This is a genomic window from Frankia alni ACN14a (assembly GCF_000058485.1).
Taxonomy (GTDB): Bacteria; Actinomycetota; Actinomycetes; order Frankiales; family Frankiaceae; genus Frankia; species Frankia alni.
This window is the reverse complement of sequence record NC_008278.1, coordinates 2,632,969-2,655,442: the sequence shown is the minus strand read 5'-3', so window position 1 is coordinate 2,655,442 and position 22,474 is coordinate 2,632,969. Positions and strand designations below refer to the sequence as shown.

The following is a 22,474-nucleotide window of genomic DNA, read 5'->3' as shown; positions in this document are numbered from 1 at the left end:
GTTGACCGTGGCCTAGCGGACAGGGGCCGACTGGTGACCGAGGCGGGTGGCGAGCTCGATGACGGAGCGGTGGGCGGCGTCGAGTTCCGCCTTCGCCGTCGTGCGCAGCTCGGCCATCGCCGGCACCCGGAAGGCCAGCGTCGCATCGGTCGACACGACCGTCACCGCCATCCCGAGGGAGCGGCCGAGGACCAGCTCGACGGGCGGGACCGCGTGGTCCCAGCCCGCCGTCGGGCTGCCGGGGCCGTACTGCGCGCCGCGGGCGGAGACGACGACGGCCGGGCGGCCGGCCAGCGGCTGCTCCCGGGTGTCGAACGGCGCGGTGACGCCGAGGACGTGCACCTGATCGATCCACGCCTTGAGCGTCGACGGGATCGACCAGTTGTACATCGGCGCGCCGATGACCAGCACGTCGGCGGCGAGCAGCTCGGCGAGCAGGCGCTCCTGCGTTGCCGCGGCAGCGGGATCGGGCGTCTCCCCCGGACGGCGCAGTCGCGGCGCCCAGTGCAGCGCGGCGTCGCTGAGATGCGGCGGCGGATCGGTGTGCAGGTCGCGGTAGGTGACCGTGTGCTGCGGGCCGAGCCCCCGCCAGGTATCGGCGAAGGTCCGGGTCAGCGCCCGCGTCGTCGAGCCGGTGAGGTCGGCGGAGGAGTCCAGGTGCAGCAGTCCGGGCATGCGCGCTCCTTGCTCGCGGGCGGCGGGCACGCCTGCGCGTCCCGGCCCTGGCGGCCCTCGACGTTCCCGCCCCGCCACGAACCCCGCCGTTCCCGCCCCGCCACGGGATCCGACCGCGTGACCGCGGCCGACGCAGCGCCGACTTTACGCCAGCAACCCGCCCCGAAGCAGGCGCTCCCCGCGACACCGACGCCCCGTCGCCGCCGATGCCGTCGCCGATGCCGTCACCGTTGCCGCCGCCGTTGCCGTTGCCGTCGCCGTCGCACCGTACGGCCAGGTTCACCTGATGGTCCCGTTGTCGCCATGTGCACGTCCGCTCACCGTCCGCCGGACCCGACAGCATCACGGCCCATGGACGCGAACCCCACGACCAGCTCGGCCGGGCCGTCCCGGCGCACCATGCTGCGCACGGCCGCGATCGGCGGCGGGCTGACCGTCGCCGCCGGCCCCACCCTGTGGCGGCAGCCGGCGTTCGCGGGCACCGGGCCGGACACCGCCCCCGAGCAGGTGCACCTGGGGTGGGGCGACGACCCGGCGACGGCGGTGACGGTGTCCTGGGTGTCGCCGGCCGCCGTGCGCCGGCCGCGGGTGCGGCTCGGCACCGCGGCCGGCGGGTTCGGCCGGTTCGTCGACGCCGAGGAGCGGACCTACGTCGACGGCCTGAACGGCCAGCGGGTCGTGACCTACCACGCGAAGTTGCGCGGCCTCGACCCGGGCACCGCCTACGTCTACCAGGTCGACACCGCCGACGGTCCGGTCCCGGCCGGGCCGTCCACCGCCGGCCCTGGCGGCCCCGGCGGCTCTGGCGGCCCCGGCGGGACGTTCACCACCGCTCGCCGCGGCCGGTTCCCGTTCCGCTTCACCAGCTACGGCGACCTGGCCACCGACAAGGCGTGGACCATCTCGTCCCCCAACGCGTTTCACGCCGTGGACGCGGTCGAACGCTTCGCGCCGCTGTTCCACCTGCTCAACGGCGACCTGTGCTACGCGAACCTGACGTTCGCGCAGCAACCGGCGGTGTGGCGCGACTTCGGCGTCAACGTGGCCCGCTCCGCGGCGAACCGGCCGTGGATGCCGGCGCTGGGCAACCACGAGATCGAGTTCGGCAACGGCCCGCACGGCTACGAGTCGTATCTGACCCGGTTCAGCCTGCCGTCGAACGGAATCCGCGGCCTGGCCGGCAACTTCTACAGCTACCGGGTCGGCTCGGCGCTGTTCGTCTCCCTGGACGCCGACGACGTCATCTACCAGGACGGCGGCGCCTTCGCGGCGACCGACGTCGTCCCGCCGAACGGCGCTGCGACGATCCCCGCCGGTCACAGCCAGTACAACCGGCTGTACACCGGCCCGCTCGCCGCCGGCCCGAACGGCACGCTCACCCCCGGCGGCAACCTGCAGACCCGCTGGCTGGAGCGCACCCTCGCCGCCGCCCGGGCCGACCGCACCATCGACTGGATCATCGTCCAGACGCACCAGTGCCCGCTGTCGAGCTCCGCCACCGGCAACGGTTCCGACCTCGGTCTGCGCCAGGCGTGGCTGCCGCTGTTCGACCGCTACCAGGTCGACCTCGTCGTCTCCGGGCACGACCACGACTACGAGCGGACGTTCCCGGTCCGCGGCTTCGACCGCGACCGCGGGACCGAGGTCGCCGGCGGCGCGACCGTCGACACCCTGCGCCCGCGGCCCGTCGTCACCGACCCGACCGCCGACACCTTCGACACCGACGCCGGCACCGTCTACCTGGTCCTCGGCGGCGGCGGGACCAGCGGCCCCACCGACAGCTACGGCGCCACCCCGACCGGCGCCCGACAGGGCAAGGTGATCACGAGGCGGACGGAGATCACCCGCAACGCCTCCACCGGCACCTACGCCAAATCGCCCGCCGACGCGGTCGAGGAAGCGGTGTGGTCGGCCCGCCCGGACGCCAGCGGCCACCCGTACGGCATCGCCGTGTTCGACCTCGACCCCGGCAGCCGCCCCGGCGGGCCCACCACCATCACCGTGAGCTATCATCACGCGCCCCGCGTCCAGGCGGGCGACCCGGCGCCCGCCTACACCCTGTTGGAGCGCTTCACCCTGCGCCGCCGTCGCTCCGACTGACGGCTGGCCGACGAACGGCAACCAACGACCGACCGCGCCACCGCGCCAGCCATGCGAAGGTGTGGCTTATGCGGAAAACGGCGCTAGGCTCGCGGGCGTGGAGCTGCGTGAGGTGATGCGCACCGCCGGTGCCGTGCGGGAGTTCACCGCCGAGCCGGTGCCGGACGAGGTGCTCGAACAGGTTCTCGACGCCGCCCGGTTCGCCCCGAGCGGCGGCAACCAGCAGCCGTGGGCCGTGCTCGTCGTGCGCGACCCCGAGCTGCGCCGGCAACTGCGTGACCTGGTTCGCGAGGGCTGGCGGGAGTACGTGGCGCAACAGCGCGCCGGGGTGCGGCCGTTCGCGCCCGGCCCGGACGGCCGCTGGCACGGCCCCGCGATCGACCTCGACGCCGCCGCCCGAACCCCCGCGCCGAGTGCGTTCGTCGACGCCTTCGACCAGGTGCCCGTCCTGCTCGTCCTCGCCGTGCGGCTCACCGCGCTCGCGGTGACCGATGTCGACCTCGACCGGCAGAGCGTCGTCGGCGGCGCGTCGATCTACCCATTCGCGCAGAACATCCTGCTGGCGGCCCGCGACGCCGACCTCGGCGGGACGCTGACCACCTTCGCCGCCCGGCGCGAGCCCGCGGCGGCCGCCCTGCTGCACCTCCCGCCCGACCACGGCATCGCCGCCGTGCTCGCCCTCGGCTATCCGGCCCGGCGCACGACCCGGCTGACCCGCCACCCGGTCGGCACCTTCACCCGCATCGACACCTTCGACGGCCCCGCGTTCGGCTCGGCGAGCGTGGTGCCGCCGGGTGGCCGACCGGACTCCCCGACAGCCGGCTGAGGTTCACGGTCGTGGCCGGCATCGGCGGCCCTGACGAGGAGTGAACCCCGCCACACCGGGGTATGATCCTACTTTGTCGCGTCCCGCCCAACGACGTGCCGGGGCTGATCTCATTGGCGGATCACAAAGGTGGCGGGTATTATGACCGATATTGTCACGATGGTCGCCTCGATCGATGAGTTTCCCACCGTCGAGGAAACTGACGCGATGCTGAACGAACTGCGGCGGCTTTCTCGCGACACGACCACGGCCAAACTGATCGACGACCTGCTGGAGTTCCGGTCGTTGCTCGGGGCGTCGAGCAGGGGCCGCACGTCGAGCAGCGAACCGACCAGAGTGCAGCAGCCCTGTCCCACGGTCCCGGACGTGTCCCGCGTCGAGTGACCGGTCGGGCCGTGGTCCACGCGCACGGAATCGTCAGACGGGTCGGCCAGCCGGCGCCGTCCCCGCCTCCGCCCGAGCCACGCGGCCCGGCGGGCAGGGCCAGCGCGTCGGCGGCCGGGCTGTCCGGCGGCGTCGTGCCGTCACACCTCTCAACCATCACAATGTGGGCGAACGGCTCGGATGCGACCAAATCCGTAGCGGTAAGCACCGAGATGGCCGCCAAAGGCCGACCACGCGTACCGTAGGCGACATTTTTCGCCCCCATCCGCCGCCAGATCTAATGTGATTCCTGTCGAATCCCGACAGCCCGTTCCCTACCTCGGCACGCGCGCCGACCAGGAGGGTTCGGGTCCGGGAAACGTCGACGCGCAGATCTCCGCCGATCGAGGAATCGGTATTTCGACGGCTTTCGACGAACGCCGTCAGGCCGCCGGCGGCGAGCGCGCCGTAATGCCCGCAGAGCGGGCGGAATCACACGGAGCGGAGCGGAAATGTCCAGTGCAATCGGGGGACGGGGCGGAAGCCAGGCAGACGACGGCCCGGGCCCGAGCCCGGGCTCGCGTCGCGGGCCGAGCCGGCGTGCCGCCGTCGGCCTCGCTGCTGTCGTCGCCGGGGCCGGCACCGCGGTCGTCGCCGGAGCCGGCGCCGCGGCGGCGGCCCCGGTCGCGGCGGCGACGACCAGCACCGGAACGACCAGCACGGGAACGACCGACACGCGAACAACCGGGCCCGGAACGACCGAGGCCGGCACGGCCGACCACGCCACCAGTGGGGCCACCGGGCGGATCGACGTGCACCATCACGCGATGCCGGCCGAGGTGCGCTCCTGGCTGGTCGAACACGGCCAGCTACCGCCAGTGGGCGGACCGCCGTTCGCGCACTGGTCCCTGCCGGCCGCGCTCGACACGATGGACCGCGCCGGCATCGCGACGGCCGTGCTGTCCGCGGCGATCCCGAGCGAGTTCACGCCGACGCCCGCGCTCGCCGCGCAGCTCGCCCGGCTCGCCAACGACACGATCGCGGGCGTCGTGCGCGGCCACCCCACCCGGTTCGGTCTGCTCGCGTACGTTCCCCGGGCCACCCCGCAGATCGCCGTCGCGGAGATCCGCCACGCCTACGACGACCTGCACGCCGACGGTGTCCTGCTCATGGCCCACGACGGCCTGACCTATCTCGGGGATCCCACGCTGGAGCCGGTGATGGCCGAGCTGAACGCGCGCGGCGCCGTGGCCCTGGTGCATCCGTTCGCCCTGCCCGGAGTGACCGGCATCGCCGTTCCGGCGTTCGTCGCCGACTTCCTGGCCGACACGACCCGCGCCGCCGTCCAGCTCGTCGTCAACGGGGTGCTGAACCGGTATCCGCGGATACGGTGGATCCTCGCCCACGGTGGTGGCTATTTTCCGTACCAGGCGGCCCGGCTCGCCCTTGGCCGCAGCCTCGGCTACGGCACCGACCTCGCCACCGTCGACCGGACGTTGCGCCGCTTCTTCGTCGACACCGCCGGGCCCATGTCCCCGTACAGCACGCCGTCCCTGCTGGCCGCCATCGGAGCCGGCCGGATTTTGTACGGCTCTGACTACAACGCCGTGCCCGCCGACACCGTGTTCGCGGGCCGCAACGCGTTCCTCGCCGACCCGGCGCTGAACCCGGCGACCCGCCGCGCCATCGCCCGCGACAACGCACTCGCCCTGTTCCCGACGATCGCCGCCCGACTCGCCACCGGCCGCCACTGACCGCACGGGAGTACCTGACCGGACGGGAACACCCGAACTCAGGGGAACACCCGAACGCAGGGGAGCAACCGACCGAGCGGGAGCGGCCGGCACGGCCACCTCCGACGGCGGTGGACTACCACCGTCCGCGGTGGACGACCTCGTCGTAGGGCCGACGGTCGAGGCGTTCCACCGGCCGCAGCGGCCCGTCGTCGGGGTAGCCCAGACCGATCATGTAGGCCACCCGGTGGGTGGCGGGCACGCCGAGAATCCGGCGGGCGGCCTCCTGGTCACCGACGGCCGAGTGCCCGCCACCGATGCCGAGATCCGTCGCGGTGAGCAGCATCAACATGGTCGCCTGGCCGAGGTCGTACTCGTCCATGAGCCGGTAGCGGTCCGACTCCGGCTCGGGAAGCACCAGCACGATCGTCGCCGCCGAACTCGCGATGTGACCGGCGCCGCGCCAGATCGTCGCCAGCTCGCCGAGCACCGCCCGATCGGTGACGAGCACGAAGTCCCACCGCTGGCGGTTCGACGCCGACGGCGACCGCCAGCCGGCCTCCAGGATCCGCTCCAGGTCCTCGGCCGGCACCGGCCGGTCCTGGTAGCTGCGGACGTTGCGACGAGCACGGATCGCATCCCAGGTCTCCACGCCGTCGACCCTAGTGGACCAGGGGTGCGGCGGGTTGCGGCACGTCGTGCACGGTCTGAGCCCACAGACCGTGCACAACGCACCGCACCCGACGTCCCGGGGCACCCGTGGGTGCCGTGCCGGCGGGCCGACGGCGCTCATCCTTGGTTGGATGTGTAAGGACGCTCCCTGCCGCCGACCGGTCGGTGTCGGCGGTGCGCGGGCATGAGGAGGACGTGGTGGAGGCGTTGGCGCCGTCCGGGCGGCAGGTGGAGCTCGTGCACGGCGAGAGCAGCGTGACCATCACCGAGGTCGGCGGCGGGCTGCGCGAGTACCGGATCGGCGGCGTGCCCGTCCTCGACGGCTACGGCGCCGACGCGATGGCCAGCCGCGGGCGCGGGCAGTTGCTGCTCCCCTGGCCCAACCGGATCGCGAACGGCCGCTACACGTTCCGTGGCACCGACCACCAGCTCCCGGTGAACGAGGTGCCGCTCGGCAACGCCAGCCACGGGCTGACCCGCTGGTCGGCCTGGCAGCTCGACCGCCTCGGCCCGGCCGCCGCCCGCGCCTCGTTCATCCTGCGCGCCCAGAGCGGCTACCCCTTCACCGTGAGCTTCACCGCGGAGTACCGCCTCGGTGACGACGGCCTGGCCGTCACGATGACCGCCACCAACCTGGGCGGCCAGCCGGCGCCCGTCGGGATGGGCGCCCATCCCTACCTGATGACGGTCGGGGCGGACGGCGCCACGGTGCGGGCCGACGACGTCGAACTCACCGTCCCGGCGACGACGTGGCTGGAGACCGACGACCGCTCGATCCCGGTCGGCGCGCGCGAGGTCGCCGGCGCACCCGTCGACTTCCGCCGCCCCCACGCGGTCGGCTCCCTCGCCCTGGACACCTGCTACACGGGCCTCGCCCGCGATCCGGACGGGCGGGCGCGCGTGCGGCTCGGCGCACCCGGCGGCGGCTCGGTGACGGTGTGGATGGACGAGACCTGGCCCTACGTGCAGGTCTTCACGGGAGACACGCTGAGCCCGCAGGAGCGTCGGCGCAGCATCGCCGTCGAACCGCTGACCTGCCCGGCGAACGCGTTCAACAGCGGGGACGGTCTGCGCGTCCTCGAGCCCGCCGAGACCGTCGGCGGCACCTGGGGCATCCAGGCCACCGCCGGCTGACCCGCGCCCGGCGGTGGAGGCACCCGCCGGGCGGGACCGCCAGGTTGGCGAAGGTCGGCCGTGGGCGCGGGCCGCGGACGCGGGCCGAAGGCGCGGACGGGGGCCGCAGATGCGGACGCGGGCCGCAGATGCGGACGTGACGTCCCGTCCGGCCCGTGCGCGCGGCGGACCCGAGGCATCGTCAACGGCGACCATCTTGTCCTGGCCGGACGAGAACGGGATCGAACACATCCCGGACTATCCCGCTGTGCACGTTACGTTCAGCGCACTCGTAAAAAACGAATTTGTTACGCGTCACGCGACCGTCACACCAGGACAGCGGCGACAGGTCGGCCACATACCGTGAGATCTTCGGTCCAGGTGACAGATGACCGCAGTTCATCTTCCTATGGATCCGAATCTGGAAAATTTTTGGCGCGATCCGGCCTGCCACCCTCATCTGCCGGGACCGCCCCGGACCAGCACCGCAGCTACCCGAGCCCCGCTTCTGCTCGGCAGCAGTCCGGCTAGTTCCGCAGATCAGGGTTCCTGTCTGCGTGACAGGCGCACATGCGGGGGCTATGGTGCATTCCAGCCGCTTCCGCGGAGTCCTGGTGCGCCGAAGCATCGCCCGCTCGTTCGTGGTTGGCATCGTTGCACACACCGTCCGTGTGCAGGTAATTACGTTTCGTTTCCAGAAACCTATTCGCCCGGCGGGGGAAGAACGTGGCATCACGCTCGGCAGTGTTTTCGCGACGCATCATGACGGGTTTGCCGACCCATCGCGGCGGTCCCCACGGCTCGCCTCATCTCCCGTCCAACGAGCCTCACCCCGGCAGCGGTCGCACCGGCACGCCGGGATCGGCGACCCGCGCCCTGTTCCGGCCGGTCGCGGCCTGGCCGGTCGCGTCCCGGCAGGTGCTGGCCCTGGGAGTGGCGGCCACGGTGGCGGCGCTGGCCGCCGGCTGCGGCAGCTCCTCCTCGGACGCCAGCCCGCCCGCGCCCACCACCCAGGTGGTGACCAGCGTGTCCGGAGAGAAGACGACCATCCCGCTGAAGGTCGACCGGATCGCCGAGCAGTTCCCCGCCCATACCGTCACCGACATCATGCTCGGCGCCGGCGACAAGCTGGTGGCCATCCCGCAGAATGTCAAGACGATCCCGTTCCTGCGAAAGGTGTTCCCGGGGGTCAACGACCTTCCGGAGCTCTTCCGGAACGGCGGCAAGGTGAACATGGAGGAGCTTCTCAAGCTCAAGCCGGACGTCGTCTCCACGATCAGCGGCGGCGACACCATGACGCCGTTCACCCAGGCCGGACTGCCGGCGGTCAACATGGCATTCGACACCTTCCCGCAGCTCGCCCCGTCCATTCAGCTCGCCGGCAGGGTGTACGGCGGAACGGCCGTCACCAAGGCCAAGGAATACGCCGACTACGTGAACGCGAAGCTGGCCATGGTGCAGTCCCGGCTGGCGAAGCTGCCGGAGACGGACAAGCCGAGCGTGGTGCACATCGCCAGCTACCCGCCCGTGGTCGTCGACGGCGGGAAGTCCCTCATCGACGGCTGGATCAAGATCGCCGGCGGTACCGACTCCGCGAGCGGAGTGAAGGGCACGCACGTCACGGTGTCGATGGAGCAGCTCCTGCAGTGGAACCCGGATGTGCTGATCATCGAGACACCGGGTGGTGACCAGGGACTGGCGGCCAACTCCGCCCAGTCCGTCGTCGACAACCTGGCGAAGTCACCGGGCTGGGCCGACCTGAAGGCGGTCAAGGCCAATCGGGTCTACCTCAACCCGCAGGGTCTCTACCCGTGGGACCGGTTCGGTCCGGAGGAGGCCCTGCAGATCCAGTGGGCGGCGAAGGTGCTGCACCCCGATCTGTTCACCGACGTCGACATCCGCTCCGAGACCCGCAGCTTCTACCAGAAGTTCTTCAACTACCACACCACCGAGGCGGATCTCGATCAGATCCTCCAGGTCGGCAGCAAGTAGTCGCGCCGATCTCGGCCACGGCACAGCTCGTCGCCACGGCACCACTCCTGGACCTGAAAGGACCGCGCCCGCCGGCGCAGTGATGACCATCTCCATGCGATTCGGCCTGCCCGGAGGGCGCGGCGATCTGGACGGGGCTGGTGCCACCTCCACGGTGGAACTGGCCCGCGTCGCCGAGACTCTCGGCTACGAAAGCCTGTGGTTCACCGACGGCCACCTCAGTTCCGTCGGTTCCCGGACGATGAGAGCCCGCTCCTCGCCGATCCCGTTGGCCGCCGCCGTCGCCGCGTCGACCAGCCGGATCCGGATCGGTTTCACCGCCCTGCACCTCACCCTGCACGACCCGATCCGGCTGGCCGCCGACCTCGCGACGCTCGACCGGCTCTCCGGCGGGCGGGTCACCCTCGGGGTCGGCTGGCCGATCGCCCCCTACACCAGGGCCTACCAGGGCGCCGGCCCGCCCCAGGTCGACCTGCCCGACGCCCTCGACACACTCGTCGGCTACTGGCGGGGCCGCACCCGCGCGGCCGACGGCGCGCAGTTCCGGGTGGAGCCGACCCCCGCCCAGCATCCCCACCCGCCGATCGAGGTGGCCGCCCACACCGACGAGTCCATCGTCTGGGCGGCCAGCCGCGGCTACGGGCTGCTGCTGTCCGCCACGCAGACCGTCGCCTCCCTCACCGCCTGCCTGGAGCTCTACACCTCGCACGGCGGGAAGGCCGGCGACGTCCGGGTGGAACGGTTCTGCCTCGTCGCCGAGTCGGATGCCGCCGCCCGGGAACGCGCCACCCCGATCGTCGTCCGGTTGACCCGGCGGCTGGCCGCGCTCGGCAGCGACGAGCACGGCCACCAGTCGGTCGGGACGTCCGACCTCGACCCGTTCCGCTTCCACGACGAGACGGCCGTCATCGGCGGGCCCGCGACGGTCGCCCGCCGGTTCGCCGAGCTTCGCGACGAGCTCGGCGTGCAGCACGTGAACCTGCGCCCGTCGTTCAGCGGCACCGCGTCGCTGGCTCTGCAGCAGAGCACCGTGCGGATGTTCGCCGCGAAGGTGGCCCCGATGCTGGCGCAGCCCGCAGTCCGGAGGGTCACCTCGTGACCCGTCCCGCAGTCCCGGTCGGCACGGACCCGGTCGGCACGGACCCGGTCGGCACGGACCCGGTCGGCACGGACCCGGTCGTGACCAGCGAGCAGGACGGTGGCGGCGCGAGCACCGGCGGCGGTGCCAGCCCGGCCGGTCGTGGCCGCGGCGGGCCCGGTGTCCGGGCGGCCGCGACCGCTCGGGTCCGCGCGACGCTCGGCGACCACCTGCGGGTCGTCCTGCTCGCCGTGGGCCTGCTCGTCCTGATCATCATCTCCTTCGGGTTGGGCCGGTACTCACTGAGCCCGGCGACCGTCGTGCGCGTTCTCGCCCACGAACTGTTCGGCCTCGGCAACCCCGTCGCCGGCCAGGACCGGGCCGTGGTGATGGACATCCGGATGCCCCGGATCCTCGCCGCGCTGCTCGTCGGGGCGGCGCTGGCCTCCTCCGGTGCCGCCTACCAGACGATGTTCCGCAACCCGCTGGTCTCCCCCGAGATCCTCGGGGTGGCGGCGGGGGCCGGCTTCGGCGCCTCCGTGTCGATCCTCGTCGGCCTGGACACGACGCTGCTGCAGGTCATCTCGTTCGGCTGCGGGTTGCTCGCCGCGGTGCTGTCGCTGACCATCGCCCGGGTGGTCGGGAAGGGATCACTGATCATCCTGGTCCTCGGGGGCATCATCATCGGCGCCATGTTCAACGCGCTCATCTCCAGCGTGCAGTACTTCGCCAACCCGGAGACGACCCTGCCGGAGATCACCTTCTGGCTGTTCGGCAGCCTGGCCCGGGCCAGCATGCACGGCCTCATCGTGCCCGCGATCATCGTCGCGGTGTGCCTCACCCTGCTGTACGCGGTGCGCTGGCAGCTCACCGTCCTTGCGACCGGCGACGACGAGGCCCGCTCGCTGGGGGTCAACCGCACGCGGATCTGGGCCCTGACCATCGGCGCGTCGACGCTGATGACGGCGACCGCGGTCAGCGTCGCCGGCATCATCGGCTGGGTCGGGCTCGTCGTCCCGCACCTGGCGCGGTTCACCGTCGGACCGTCGTTCAACCGGCTGCTGCCGGTGACCGCCCTCATCGGCGCCGGCTACCTGCTCGCCGTCGACGACGTCGCCCGCACCGCCTCCTCGCTCGACCTTCCCCTGGGCATCCTCACCGCGCTCATCGGCGCCCCGTTCTTCGTGGCCCTGCTCGCCAAGGCGGGTCGTCAATGGCTGTGAGCGACCCGGCAGACGTCGAGGTCACGGGGCTGTCCTTCGGCTACGGCCGCGGCGGCCACCGCATCACCGACGTCTCCCTGAGTGTGCGGTCGACCGAGGTCTGCTGCCTGCTCGGCCCCAACGGTGCCGGCAAGACCACGCTGCTGCGCTGCCTTCTCGGCCTGCTGCGCCCCGAGAGCGGCTCGGTGCGCATCACCGGCCGGGACATCGACACCCTGGCGCCGCGGGAGCTCGCCCGGCGGGTGGCCTACGTTCCGCAGAGCACCTCCTCGCCGTTCCCGTTCACCGCGCTCGACATCGCCGTCATGGGGCGCACGCCCCACCTCGGCCTGCTGGAGGCGCCGGGTGCCGCCGACCGCCGCGGTGCCCTGGCGCAGCTCGACCGACTCGGGATCGCGCGCCTGGCCGACCGCTCGTTCGCCGCGCTGTCCGGCGGCGAGCGCCAGCTCGTCCTGCTCGCCCGCGCACTCGTCCAGGAGGCGGCGATCCTCATCCTCGACGAGCCGACCGCCGCGCTGGACTACGGCAACGAGGTGCGCACCCTGCATGTCGTCGCCGAGCTGGCCCGGGAGGGGCATGCCGTGATCATGACCACCCACCAGCCCTCGCACGCCCTGACGTACTCCAACCGGGCGGTGCTCATGCGCGACGGCCTGGTCATCGCCGACGGGCATCCCGACGACGTCGTGACCGGCGAGCGCCTCAGCGACCTCTACGGCGTGCCCGTCCACGTCACCGGCGTGACCCTGCCCCCCGGCCACGACCGCCGCGAGGTACGGACCTGCGTCCCCATCCCCGCGCCCCACTCCGCCCCTCTCCTCAGCCACTGAGCACGCATCCCCACCCGCCGAGTCCATCCGCCGAGTCCATCCGCTGAGCCCACCCACCCAGCCCATCCGGATCCCGACCCGTTGAGCCCGCACGCCGTGCCCGCCCTCCCCGGACACGGATCACGCGGCCCTGCCCCCGCCGCCGGTGCCCCGCAATCCGCCCAAGGACAATCGTGTGACCGGAGTAATCCCGCCCCGTCCCGGGAATTTCTTCGAAAGAGCTTCCCGGGCACCTGGCGGCACGTTATAGTTTCACTCTGCCGGTCCGTTCCGGTCCACGGACCATAGCGGCAGGCGCGGCAATCCGTCCGGTCAACGGGTTGTGTCGGGCGCCGCCCCCCACATCATTCATCGTCACCGTGAAATCTCGTCTGGCACGGAACTCCACGTACCAGCGCACCGTCTTCACGAGGCCCTCCGGGACTATTTCGGGACCATCCTCCGGCGCTCGAACCGGCCCGGCCTCGCCCGACATTCCACCGGCCCCCGCGGCATCCAACGCCCAGGCCCGTGCGCGTCAGGAGGAGCACAAGATGCCCGAGTCCGAGCTCGTCGTCGATCCCGCCAGGATACGGCAGTTCGGGGATCCGACCGACACCGTGTTCTGTCTCGTCACGAACGCCTCCCTGCTGGACGACATCCGGCTCGTCCGGACTGCTCCGTACCTGGACTACCGAATCCTGGAGTTCCGCGGAGGTGAGGACGAGTTCGCCCGGCTCATGCGGGAGGAAGTCCCGGAGCAGGCCCACGTGCTGGTCATGTCGCCCGACTGCTTCTTCCAGTCGCCGCCGGTGGACGTCCTCGGCCCCCGCCGCAAGCTGCTCGGGATGGCCTGCAACTCGACCCCGACCGACCGGGCGACGCTGCGGCACTTCCTGCGCTGCGTCGAGGCCACTGACCCACAGGCCCAGGAGGACTTCTCCGACCGGTTCTTCGAGCTGGCCGAGCGGGGCGAGACGCTGGAGTACCACGACGCGCGCCACGGCACGGTCGCGACCCTGCGCCTGTTCGACCGCGAGCTGGTCTGGAACCAACAGGCCGGTCTCGTCGGCTGGGGCGAGCAGCAGATCGTGCCCGCAGGCGAGATCAGTGTGCTCCCCATCGAGATCCGGGAGTTCGAGGACTATCTCCGGCTGCCCCTGGACGGCGAGATCGTGATCCAGGGCTACCCGATTCTGCATTCCGGCACGCCGTCATTCTCCCGGCGCGACCAGGAGCGCATCCACAGCGAACTCTGGCCGCTGCACGAGTACGCGGTCGTGTGCCGGGTCGAAAACGGTCTCATCACCGAAATGACTTCCCCCGAGCCCCCCGGCCATGCTATTGTGGAGATGTTCGAGGCGCTCTTCCAGGTAGATTCCCGGTACCGCATAGTCTGGGAGATCGGCCACGCGCTGAACACCACCCTCGATCTGCTTCCCGGTAATCACGCGATGAACGAGGTCTACGGGTCCACCCAGGGCTGTCTGCACTGGGGAATCGGGCTCACGCCGTTCACGCAGTACCACCTCGACATCATCTCTCCCGGAACGTTTGTCACGAACGACCAGGGTGATGTCCTGCTCGGCACGCGGATTCCGTCCGCGATGCCCCTCAAGAGTCCGGTCGGCCTGGCCAACTGATCGGTCCGGACGAGGAACGTTCTCGTCTGCCCACCGCATTCCAACGGATTGACGGAAGGAGGTGATCACTGTGGAGAAGGTCGCGCAGAAGAAGATCCAGGTGAAGAAGAACGACCGCTACCTGGGCACCCTCCTCGGCTAATGCCGTGGAGAAGGGGTGGGTCGGCTGGACCGGGCCGACCCACCCCGACCAGGCCGCCTGCCGGCCGACGTCCCCACCAGCACCAGCACCGGTCGGTTCCCTCGTTATCCCGCCAAACCAGTCCTCTCGCGCCGCGCCCCCTGGTGGTCCCCATGGCACAGTTCCTCGTGCGTCCCGACCTGCATCGGGAGTTCACCGGCCCGCACTCGACGTTCTGCCTGCTGACCCAGGCCGACCGGGCCACGGACTTCACCCTCGCGCCCAGCAGCCGCTACGGCAGCGTCGTGCACCGCACCCTCGAGGCCGACGAGAGCCTCCAGGACGCCCTGGGCGACCAGCGCATTCCCGCCGACGCCGACGTGTTCGTCGTGTGCCCGGACCGCTTCCTCGTCTCCCCCGAGCCCGCGCTGGTCGGGGCGCAGCGGCGGATCGCGGTGATGCCGTGCGGCTCGACGCCCGTCACCGACGCCCAGGTCGCCTACTTCCTGTCGGTGGTCGAGCAGACCGACCCGGCCGATCTGGAGACCCGCGCCGACACGCTGTTCGAGGCGCTCGGCGAGGCCGACCACGTCACCCTGGCGGACCTCGCCGGGCACGCCTCGGCCCGGTTCGTCATCTCCGGCGACTACGAGTGGAACCAGCAGGCCGGCGCGCTGGCGGCGGGCGAGCAGCAGATCGCGCCGGCCGGCGAGGCCAGCGCCGTCCCCACGGATCTCTACCGGTTCGACACGAGCCGCCGGCTGGGACTGGACGGGCAGATCGCCCTGCGCGGCGCCCCCATCGTGCACCGCGGTGACGACCCCGCGGTGCTCGCCGAACAGGCTCGGCTCTTCGACGACCTCGACGTCCTGCGCACGGCCACGGTGGTGCTCCACCTCGCCGACGGCATGGTCACCGACTGCCACGCGGTAAACGCCGCGGGCAAGCGCGCGGTCGACGCTCTGGCGGAGCTGTTCGCCGCCGACGAGGCCTACCGGGTCGTGTGGGAGTTCGGCATCGGGCTCAACCCGGTGTTCGAGCAGCAGCCGGGCAACTGCGGGATGAACGAGATGTACGGCGCGGCCGACGGGATCGTCCACCTCGGCTTCGGGCTGACCCCGACAACCCGCTACGCGCTCACCTTCACCTGCGCCGACACGGTCCTGTCCGACCCCGCCGGGACCCGGCTCGCCGGCCCCGCCCCGCGGCGGATGCGCCGGCGACGCACCCCGACCTGCGGCTGCTGACCGGCCGACGGTCACCCCCACCACCACGACGCCGCCCGCCGCGGACATGCCGATGCCCCGGCGAACCGGCCGCACACCGCCCAACGGGAAGGAGCCCAGCGATGACCGACGACCCGCGCACCTGGTACGGGGACCCGAGGGCGGCCGCCGCCGCCCGCACGGCCGACCTGTCGGACCTGCGCACGCAGGTCGACACCATGCTCGACACGATGATCGAGAAGTTCTACGCCGAGATCCCGTACGCGGACCACCAGGCCCGCGGCGAGGAGATCAACATGGCGTACTACAAGCGCCACAACATCGAGACCATCCTCCGGCTGCGCCGCAAGCGCACCATCGACGCCCTCGCCATCGGCTACTTCACCAAGCGCGACCCGGTGCGCGGCGCGGCGTGGGCGCACTACGTCGAGGACGAGATGCTCCACGACGAGTGGTTCGCCGGCGACCTCGGCAAGGTCGGCGTGACCAAGGCGGAGATCTACGCCACCGAGCCGTTCCAGGCCACCAAGCTGCTCACCGGCTATCTGCAGTACGGCATGGAGTTCGAGGGCAGCCCGCTGGCCCTGCTGTGCAGCGTCTACTTCGTCGAGTACACGACGACGAAGACCCAGCCGTCGTGGGTGAAGAACCTCGAGGACCAGCTCGGCCGGGAGAAGCTCGCCGGTGCGCGGCGCCACGTCGGCACCGACATCGCCGACGAGCACGCCGACTTCGTCTGGGGGGTGCTGACCTCGCTGGTGGGCTCGCCCGAGGACGAGGCCAAGGTCATCGCGCACGTCAAGACGGTGGCGAACCTGTGGGTGGCGTACTTCATCGAGCTGTACCAGGCGGTGGTGGCCCCCGCGACCGGCGCGCTCGAGGCCGCGGGCAGCGTCGCGGCCCGGTTCGCCTGAGCATCACGGCGCCGTACGGAAACGGGGGAATCATGTCCGTACCGCCGTCGACCGCATCGCCTGCGGCGGCATCTCCCGCGGCCGCGTCGGCCACGGCCGGGGCGGCCACGGCCGGGGCGGCCACGGCCGGGGCGGCCACGGGGGGCGCGCCGGACGGCCATGCGGTCGTCCGGTTCTCCCGGGACTGCGAGCTGCGCCCGTCGGAGGACCGCTGGTTACAGGCGGGGCTCGCGGCGGCCCTGCCCGATCTGCGGATGGCGGAGCTGTTCGCCGCGCGCCCCAACCTGTTCCGCGAGGCCGACCATCTCATCGTCGGCGTCGACCGGGTCAGCGGGCAGCCGGTGTCCGCCCTGGGCGCGAGCTGGACCGCGACCGCGGCCGGCGATCGATTCCTGCATATCGGCGTGCAGTTCGTCGATGCCCGGCTGCGCCGCGGCCCGGTGTTCAGCACGAGCTGGCTGGCGCTGCTCGAGGACGTCGTCGCCGCGGGTGGATTCCCGCTGCTGTCCGCGCTGCGCACCTACAACCCGGTCGCCTACTGCGCGATGCGGGCCTACGGGCGGCTGCCCGGCGCCGTGATGTACCCGGAGGTCGGGCCGGTCGACCAGGACCCCGACGTGACCCGGCTGGCCGGCGAGATCTCGGCGACGCTCGCCCCGGGCGCACCGTTCGACCCCGCCAGCGGCCGCATCGCGGGGATCGGTGTCCCGCGCGACCTCTACCGCGGCCGTCCGCGCTGCGACGACGAGGCCGTCAACGAGCATTTCGAGCGGCACACCGTGCCCGGCGACCGCATCCTCTGCGTGGTGCACATCCGCGAGACGGCGACGGTGGACGCGATCGTCGACAACTTCGTCCGCCGCACGACGCGCTCGGCGCCGGGCGTCGCCACTCCGGCCGATCCGGCCGCGCCGCCCCCCTGACGGGACCCCTGCGCGCGAACCCCTACCCGCCGACCGCGGCGGACCCATCACGAGACCGAAGGCTTCGGGAGCTGTAGATGCTGGAACTGACAGACAGGGTCGCGGCCGTCGTCGGCGCGGCGTCGGGCATTGGCCAGGCCATCGCGATCGCCCTGGCCGAACAGGGCGCCGTCGTCGAATGCGCCGACGTCGACACCACCGGCGTCGAGGAGACGGTGGCGGCCATCGTCGCCGCCGGCGGCACCGCGAAGGCGTCCACCGTCGACGTGCGTGTCTCCGCCGAGGTGGACGACCTGTTCGCCCGTGTGGTCGCGGACCGGGGCCGCCTGGACATCGCCGTCGGCACCCCCGGCATCAACATCCGCAAGCCCCTGATCGACTACACCGACGACGACTACACCGCGGTGACCGACGTCAACCTGCGGGGCAGCTTCCACGTCCTGCGCGGCGCCGGACGGATCATGGCGAAGCAGGGCGGCGGCAGCATCATCGTCATCTCCTCGATCAGCAGCCGGGCCGTCGAACCCGGCCAGGTCATCTACGCGGGCACCAAGGCGGCCCTGGCGCAGATGGTCCGCGTGCTCGCCGCCGAGCTCGGGCCGGCCGGCGTGCGGGTCAACGCGATCGCCCCCGGACCGGTCGAGACCGCGCTGACGGTGCCGATCCGCTCCAGCGCCGCCTGGGCGGACGCGTACGCGCAGAAGGTCGCCGTCGGCCGCTGGGCACGGCCCGCCGAGATCGCCGGCCCCGCGGTCTTCCTGGCCTCGGACGCCGCCACCTACGTCAACGGCGAGGTCCTGTTCGTCGACGGCGGCTGGGTGGACCTCGACGCGCAGTTCGCGGACGAGAGCGCCGTCGGCTCCCCCTGAACCCGCGGCGCGGCGGACCAGCGCAAGGACGAGTAGAGCACGCGCAGTAAAGGGGGAAAGCGCAGTGGACATCGCCGTCATCGGCGCGACCGGTGTCGTCGGCCGGGAGTGCCTGGCCCTGCTCGACGGGGGGATCCTGCCCGACGTGGGCCGGGTCGTCCCCGTCGCGTCCGCGGCCTCGGCGGGCCGCGATCTCGGCGCCGAGCAGGGGCTGGACCTGAAGATCGAGCCGGTCGTCGCGCTGGAGGACGTCGATCCGGCGGGCGTCGACGTCGCGATCTTCAGCGCCGGCGCGCCGATCAGCACCCGGCTGGCGCCGGTCTTCGCCGCGGCGGGCGCGCTCGTCGTGGACAACAGCTCCGCCTTCCGGATGGACGACGACGTCCCGCTCGTCGTCCCCCAGGTCAACCCGCAGATGCTGGAGGCGCGTCCGGCCCGGGGCATCGTGGCCAACCCGAACTGCTCCACGATCCAGCTCGTCCGGGCGCTGCACCCCCTGCGCGCGATCGGCGAGATCGACCGGGTGATCGTGTCGAGCTACCAGTCCGCCTCCGGCGGCGGCCTGCGGGGACTCGAGGAGCTCGCCGACACCACCCGGGCGCTGCTCGACGGCGCCGACCCCGCGGCCGCCCGGCCCGGGAAGTTCGGCCAGCCGCTGGCGTTCAACCTGATCCCCGAGATCGGCCTGCGCGACGCCGACGGGCACTCCCACGAGGAGCGCAAGCTGCGCCGGGAACCCCGCAAGATCCTGGGCATGCCGGGGCTGCGGGTCGCGGCCACCGCCGTTCGGGTCGCCGTCGTCAACGGCCACTCGGAGGCGGTGCACGTCAGCTTCACCGCCCCCGTCAGCCCCGACGACGCCCTCGCCGCGCTGCGGGACACCCCGGGCCTGCGGGTCTACGGCAACGACCCCGCGGACGGCTACCCGATGCCGCAACCGGTCTGCGCGTCACCCACCGAACGCCGGCTGGTGCACGTCGGACGGGTACGGGCCGACGAGGACGACCCCTGCGCCCTGTGGCTGTGGGTCGTCGCCGACAACCTCACCGTCGGTGCGGCGCTCAACGCGCTGGAGATCGTGAGCCTGGCCGCCGGGAAGTCCTGGCTCTGATGGGGCCAGCAGATGTGCCGGTGGCCGGGGACGTCGTCGTTCTGAAGTTCGGCGGGGCGGCCTTCGCGGCGCCCGGCGCCCACCAGGGCATCGCCCGCCACGTCGCCGACCGGCTGCGCGCCGGCGGGTCGTCCGCCTCGCCCGGCGGCGCGCGGGCCATCGTCGTCGTCAGCGCGGTGGCCGGCGAGACCGACCGGCTCGGGACGGCCCTGCGGGCGGTCAGCCCCGCTCCCGACCGCGATCTGCTCGCCGCGGCACTCATGACCGGCGAGACCGTCAACGTCGCCCTCATGACGGCGGCGCTGCGCGACGCCGGGCTCGCGGCGGTGGCGCTGACCGCGGCCGACACCGGCTTCGTCGGCGCCGGCGAACCGCACTGCGCCGACCTTCGCCGCATCGACGGCAGCGTGCTGGCGAGCCTCGTCGAGCCCGCCGGCACGGTGCTCGTCGTCCCCGGCGGGCAGGCCGTGGACGGCGACGGCCGGCCGATCATGCTGGGCCGCAACAGCTCGGACCTCTCGGCGATCGCCGCCGCGATCGCCGTCGGGGCGCGGGCCTGCGAGATCTTCTCCGACTCGCCGGGGATCTGCACCGCCGACCCGCGGCTCGTGCCGGACGCGCGCACCCTGGCCGCGGTCGACTACGACACGATGATCACGATGTCGCGGCACGGCGCGAAGGTGCTGCACCACTCGGCGGTCGCCTGGGCCCAGCGACACGGCGTGGAGATCCGCTGCCGGTCCCTGCTCCCGGACGGTGCGGTGTACTCGGTCGTCCGAGCCGGTCGGACGAGCGCCGCCGCGGTCCTGGTGCACGGCACGGGCACGGTCTGGGCCGGCGATCCGGACCTGGTGCGGGCGACGCTGGCCGAGCTCGGCTCGGACGCCGTCGCCATCCCGGAAGCCGCCGCCGTCCCCGAAGTCGCGGTCACCGAAGTCGCCGCCGTCCCCGAAGTCGCCGCCGTCCCCGACGTCGCGGTCACCGACGTCGCGGTCACCGAAGTCGCGGTCACCGAAGTCGCCGCCGCCGCGGCGACCGCCGGCATCGCGGGGACCGCGGCCGTCGGCGAACCGGTCGGCGGCACCGTCGCCCATCTCGTGCTGGCCGACGCGGCGCGTGATCTGCGTCCCCGGGGCCTGCGCCACCGGGCGGACCTCCGCCTGGTCACGACGCTGTTCCCGGACGGACGGCTCCAACACCGACTCGTTCCCGCCGCCGAGGCGCCCACCGTGGCCCGCGCCCAGCACGACGTGGTCGTGGCGTAGAGCGCCACTCGAAGGTTGGAGCGCGTATCCACCTGTGCCACAGCGTGATCACGGTGCCGTGTGGCCGCGCCGTGCCGTGGGACGCGAGCCCGGCGTCGCGACGAACCCAAGACCCATGATCACGACGTCTTCCCACCTCCGCTCCTCGACGACCCGGATCACGTGACGCAAAAAAGCCGTCCGATCACAGTTGAACACACGATCTGGTCGGCCGGTGTCGCCTGCCGACGAGTCACGATCTCCGCGGCGGGCGGCGCGGTTCGGTAGAACAGCGGGCGGCGCGGTTCCGCGGAACCGCGAGATCGATGCCGCGTGGCGGCCAATCGATGCCGCGTGACGGCCACCAGCTGCCGGAGGCGATTCCGGTCCGCCGGTCTCCGACCTTCATCAGACTCCAGCAGTTCCCGGCCGACACCGCTGTCGCGTTCGAGTGGCGGCGTTCCTCGGGGTTGGGCCGGCCCACCAGTCACCAGACCCTCAGTAACTCCCCGCGATCAGAAGCGAACGGATTCGAGCCGAGGGGTAAGCACGGTTTTCGGGCCAAAAACCGTGCCGAAGCCTCGGCATGATCTGGCCGCAATGTGGCCGGAACCCAGGCTGGCGGGCAGGACGGCGGGGGCCGCGGCGGCGGGAGCCGCGGCGGCGGGGGCGGGGCGGGCGTTGGCAGCGCGGGCCGCGCGATCCGTCAGCTCCCGATCGACTCGGCGAGGACCCCTGCAGCAGCCTGGCCGATCACAGCCGTCCCCCGGTCGAGCACCTCGGTGCGCCACTGCTCGTCCGGCGGGTCGAACGCCTCGCGCATGAGCAGCCCGATCCGGGCGACCTGCTCGGGGTCCACCGGGCCGCTCTGCTCCGGATCATCCTGCTGCTCCGGGCCGCCCTGCCACAGCGGGCCGCGCTGCTGCCAGAGCCAGTTGTCGGCCTGTAGGGCGCGCAGCACGGTCAGGCCGTCCTGGGTGCCGAACTCGCAGGTGATGGCCGTGATCTCGGCGTCGACGAGATCCTGGAGCAGGGCGCGGGCGGAGTTGCCGCCGATCGGCGTCGAGCTCGACGTCCCCTCGTCGGAGTTCGTCAACGCGTCGCCGTACCAGGCCCGGGCCCGCCGCGGGGCGCCCGGGTCCACCCCTCCGCGGAAGATGGGCTCGGCGGCGCCGCGCTCGCCGAGTCCGGTGTGCAGGTCGATGTAGGCGACCCGCTCGTAGCCGGTCAGGTACTCGTTGATGATCGTGTGCCAGGTCCGGTGGGACCAGCAGGGCGCCGAACCGCCATAGAACAGGCCGTCCGGGTGGGTGTACTGACCGGACGTGACGATCTGCTGCACCTCTCGCACCCCCAGCCGGCCGGCGTGCGCCAGCAGGGCGGCATCGGCCTCGGCGTGCGCGGGCCCCTCCCAGTCGGCGGGCAGCAGCGTGGGGTGCAGCTCGCCGTAGCCGCGCTCCGGCGGCAGCGAGGCGTGGTCGACGAAGTTGCGGTTGACGTCGATGTTGTCCTCGTTCACCCGGCGGCGGTGGGAGAAGCCGAAGGGGTTGAGCGCGTGCACCAGGACGACCGGCAACCCTGTCCAGGCGGCCTCGTGCAGGGCCCGAAGCTGGCAGGCCGACCCGGCGAATCCCTCCGCGCCGTGGGTGCCGCTGACCAAGACAAGCACGGACCGCCCGCGGCTGGCGCCGATGCGCGCCACGTCCGTGCTCAGGGACTCGCCCCGGGCGCCCCGCAGCTCCCCGAGCGGGAACGACTCGAGGTGCGCGCCACGATCACGGGCGGCCGCGAGAAAGCGCTGCCGCGCCTGTTCGTAGTTCGCGGAGAAGTACATCTGTC

The 22,474-nt window shown here is 72.3% G+C and carries 19 protein-coding genes; 16 read left to right on the top strand and 3 right to left on the bottom strand.

The genetic code is table 11. The features are described from left to right. Positions 1–12 precede the first annotated feature (12 nt). A complete protein-coding gene (locus tag FRAAL_RS10620; protein WP_011603593.1) occupies positions 13–675 on the bottom strand; it encodes an FMN-dependent NADH-azoreductase in 663 nt (220 codons plus the stop codon). A gap of 351 nt (positions 676–1,026) precedes the next feature. Here FRAAL_RS10620 and FRAAL_RS10615 point away from each other — a divergent pair, with 351 nt between their 5' ends. From FRAAL_RS10615 to FRAAL_RS10600, 4 genes are all read left to right on the top strand, one after another. Beyond that, positions 1,027–2,775 (top strand): purple acid phosphatase family protein, encoded by a 1,749-nt coding sequence (locus FRAAL_RS10615; RefSeq protein ID WP_041939125.1) that lies wholly within the window; start codon positions 1,027–1,029, stop codon positions 2,773–2,775. A gap of 97 nt (positions 2,776–2,872) precedes the next feature. Then, positions 2,873–3,601, top strand: coding sequence for a nitroreductase family protein (locus FRAAL_RS10610; RefSeq protein ID WP_157892040.1), 729 nt, complete (start codon positions 2,873–2,875; stop codon positions 3,599–3,601). 141 nt (positions 3,602–3,742) lie between these two features. Next, the gene (locus FRAAL_RS10605; RefSeq protein WP_162137442.1) at positions 3,743–3,985 is read left to right on the top strand and encodes a hypothetical protein; all 243 of its coding nucleotides are present in this window, start codon (positions 3,743–3,745) and stop codon (positions 3,983–3,985) included. A gap of 491 nt (positions 3,986–4,476) precedes the next feature. Then, positions 4,477–5,718, top strand: a complete 1,242-nt coding sequence (locus FRAAL_RS10600) for an amidohydrolase family protein (RefSeq protein ID WP_083866753.1) — start codon at positions 4,477–4,479, stop codon at positions 5,716–5,718. Positions 5,719–5,833: 115 nt separating this feature from the next. Here FRAAL_RS10600 and FRAAL_RS10595 read toward each other — a convergent pair whose 3' ends face one another. Continuing rightward, the gene (locus FRAAL_RS10595; RefSeq protein WP_011603586.1) at positions 5,834–6,349 is read right to left on the bottom strand and encodes a nitroreductase family protein; all 516 of its coding nucleotides are present in this window, start codon (positions 6,347–6,349) and stop codon (positions 5,834–5,836) included. A gap of 218 nt (positions 6,350–6,567) precedes the next feature. Between FRAAL_RS10595 and FRAAL_RS10590 the strand changes: the two genes are divergently transcribed. The 12 genes from FRAAL_RS10590 to FRAAL_RS30325 all read left to right on the top strand — a co-directional run bounded on the left by FRAAL_RS10590 (position 6,568) and on the right by FRAAL_RS30325 (position 20,656). Continuing rightward, the gene (locus FRAAL_RS10590) at positions 6,568–7,503 is read left to right on the top strand and encodes an aldose 1-epimerase family protein (protein WP_011603584.1); all 936 of its coding nucleotides are present in this window, start codon (positions 6,568–6,570) and stop codon (positions 7,501–7,503) included. A gap of 750 nt (positions 7,504–8,253) precedes the next feature. Next, a complete protein-coding gene (locus FRAAL_RS10585) occupies positions 8,254–9,474 on the top strand; it encodes an ABC transporter substrate-binding protein (protein WP_231861605.1) in 1,221 nt (406 codons plus the stop codon). Positions 9,475–9,568: 94 nt separating this feature from the next. Then, positions 9,569–10,573: an LLM class flavin-dependent oxidoreductase gene (locus FRAAL_RS10580; RefSeq protein ID WP_157892039.1), complete on the top strand. Its 1,005-nt coding sequence runs from the start codon at positions 9,569–9,571 to the stop codon at positions 10,571–10,573. Next, positions 10,570–11,775: a FecCD family ABC transporter permease gene (locus tag FRAAL_RS10575; RefSeq protein WP_011603581.1), complete on the top strand. Its 1,206-nt coding sequence runs from the start codon at positions 10,570–10,572 to the stop codon at positions 11,773–11,775. Before FRAAL_RS10580 ends, FRAAL_RS10575 begins: the two co-directional genes overlap by 4 nt. After that, positions 11,766–12,605: an ABC transporter ATP-binding protein gene (locus FRAAL_RS10570; protein WP_041939122.1), complete on the top strand. Its 840-nt coding sequence runs from the start codon at positions 11,766–11,768 to the stop codon at positions 12,603–12,605. Before FRAAL_RS10575 ends, FRAAL_RS10570 begins: the two co-directional genes overlap by 10 nt. 533 nt (positions 12,606–13,138) lie before the next feature. Beyond that, positions 13,139–14,227, top strand: a complete 1,089-nt coding sequence (locus FRAAL_RS10565) for a hypothetical protein (protein ID WP_041939121.1) — start codon at positions 13,139–13,141, stop codon at positions 14,225–14,227. A 294-nt stretch (positions 14,228–14,521) separates the two neighbouring features. Next, a complete protein-coding gene (locus FRAAL_RS10560; protein ID WP_011603576.1) occupies positions 14,522–15,595 on the top strand; it encodes a hypothetical protein in 1,074 nt (357 codons plus the stop codon). A gap of 101 nt (positions 15,596–15,696) precedes the next feature. Continuing rightward, on the top strand, positions 15,697–16,488 hold the full coding sequence (locus FRAAL_RS10555; RefSeq protein ID WP_011603575.1) for a hypothetical protein: 792 nt from the start codon (positions 15,697–15,699) through the stop codon (positions 16,486–16,488). A 32-nt stretch (positions 16,489–16,520) separates the two neighbouring features. Then, complete coding sequence (locus FRAAL_RS10550; RefSeq protein WP_011603574.1) at positions 16,521–17,411, top strand: hypothetical protein; 891 nt, start codon at positions 16,521–16,523, stop codon at positions 17,409–17,411. Between the two features lie 77 nt (positions 17,412–17,488). Further along, a complete protein-coding gene (locus tag FRAAL_RS10545; protein WP_011603573.1) occupies positions 17,489–18,280 on the top strand; it encodes an SDR family NAD(P)-dependent oxidoreductase in 792 nt (263 codons plus the stop codon). A gap of 64 nt (positions 18,281–18,344) precedes the next feature. Beyond that, entirely contained in the window at positions 18,345–19,391 is a 1,047-nt protein-coding gene (locus tag FRAAL_RS10540; RefSeq protein WP_011603572.1) for an aspartate-semialdehyde dehydrogenase, read from the top strand. Next, positions 19,391–20,656, top strand: coding sequence for an amino acid kinase family protein (locus tag FRAAL_RS30325; RefSeq protein WP_083866752.1), 1,266 nt, complete (start codon positions 19,391–19,393; stop codon positions 20,654–20,656). Before FRAAL_RS10540 ends, FRAAL_RS30325 begins: the two co-directional genes overlap by 1 nt. Before the next feature lie 685 nt (positions 20,657–21,341). Here FRAAL_RS30325 and FRAAL_RS10530 read toward each other — a convergent pair. Continuing rightward, on the bottom strand, positions 21,342–22,469 hold the full coding sequence (locus FRAAL_RS10530) for a M14 family metallopeptidase (RefSeq protein ID WP_011603568.1): 1,128 nt from the start codon (positions 22,467–22,469) through the stop codon (positions 21,342–21,344). Between the last annotated feature and the right edge of the window lie 5 nt (positions 22,470–22,474).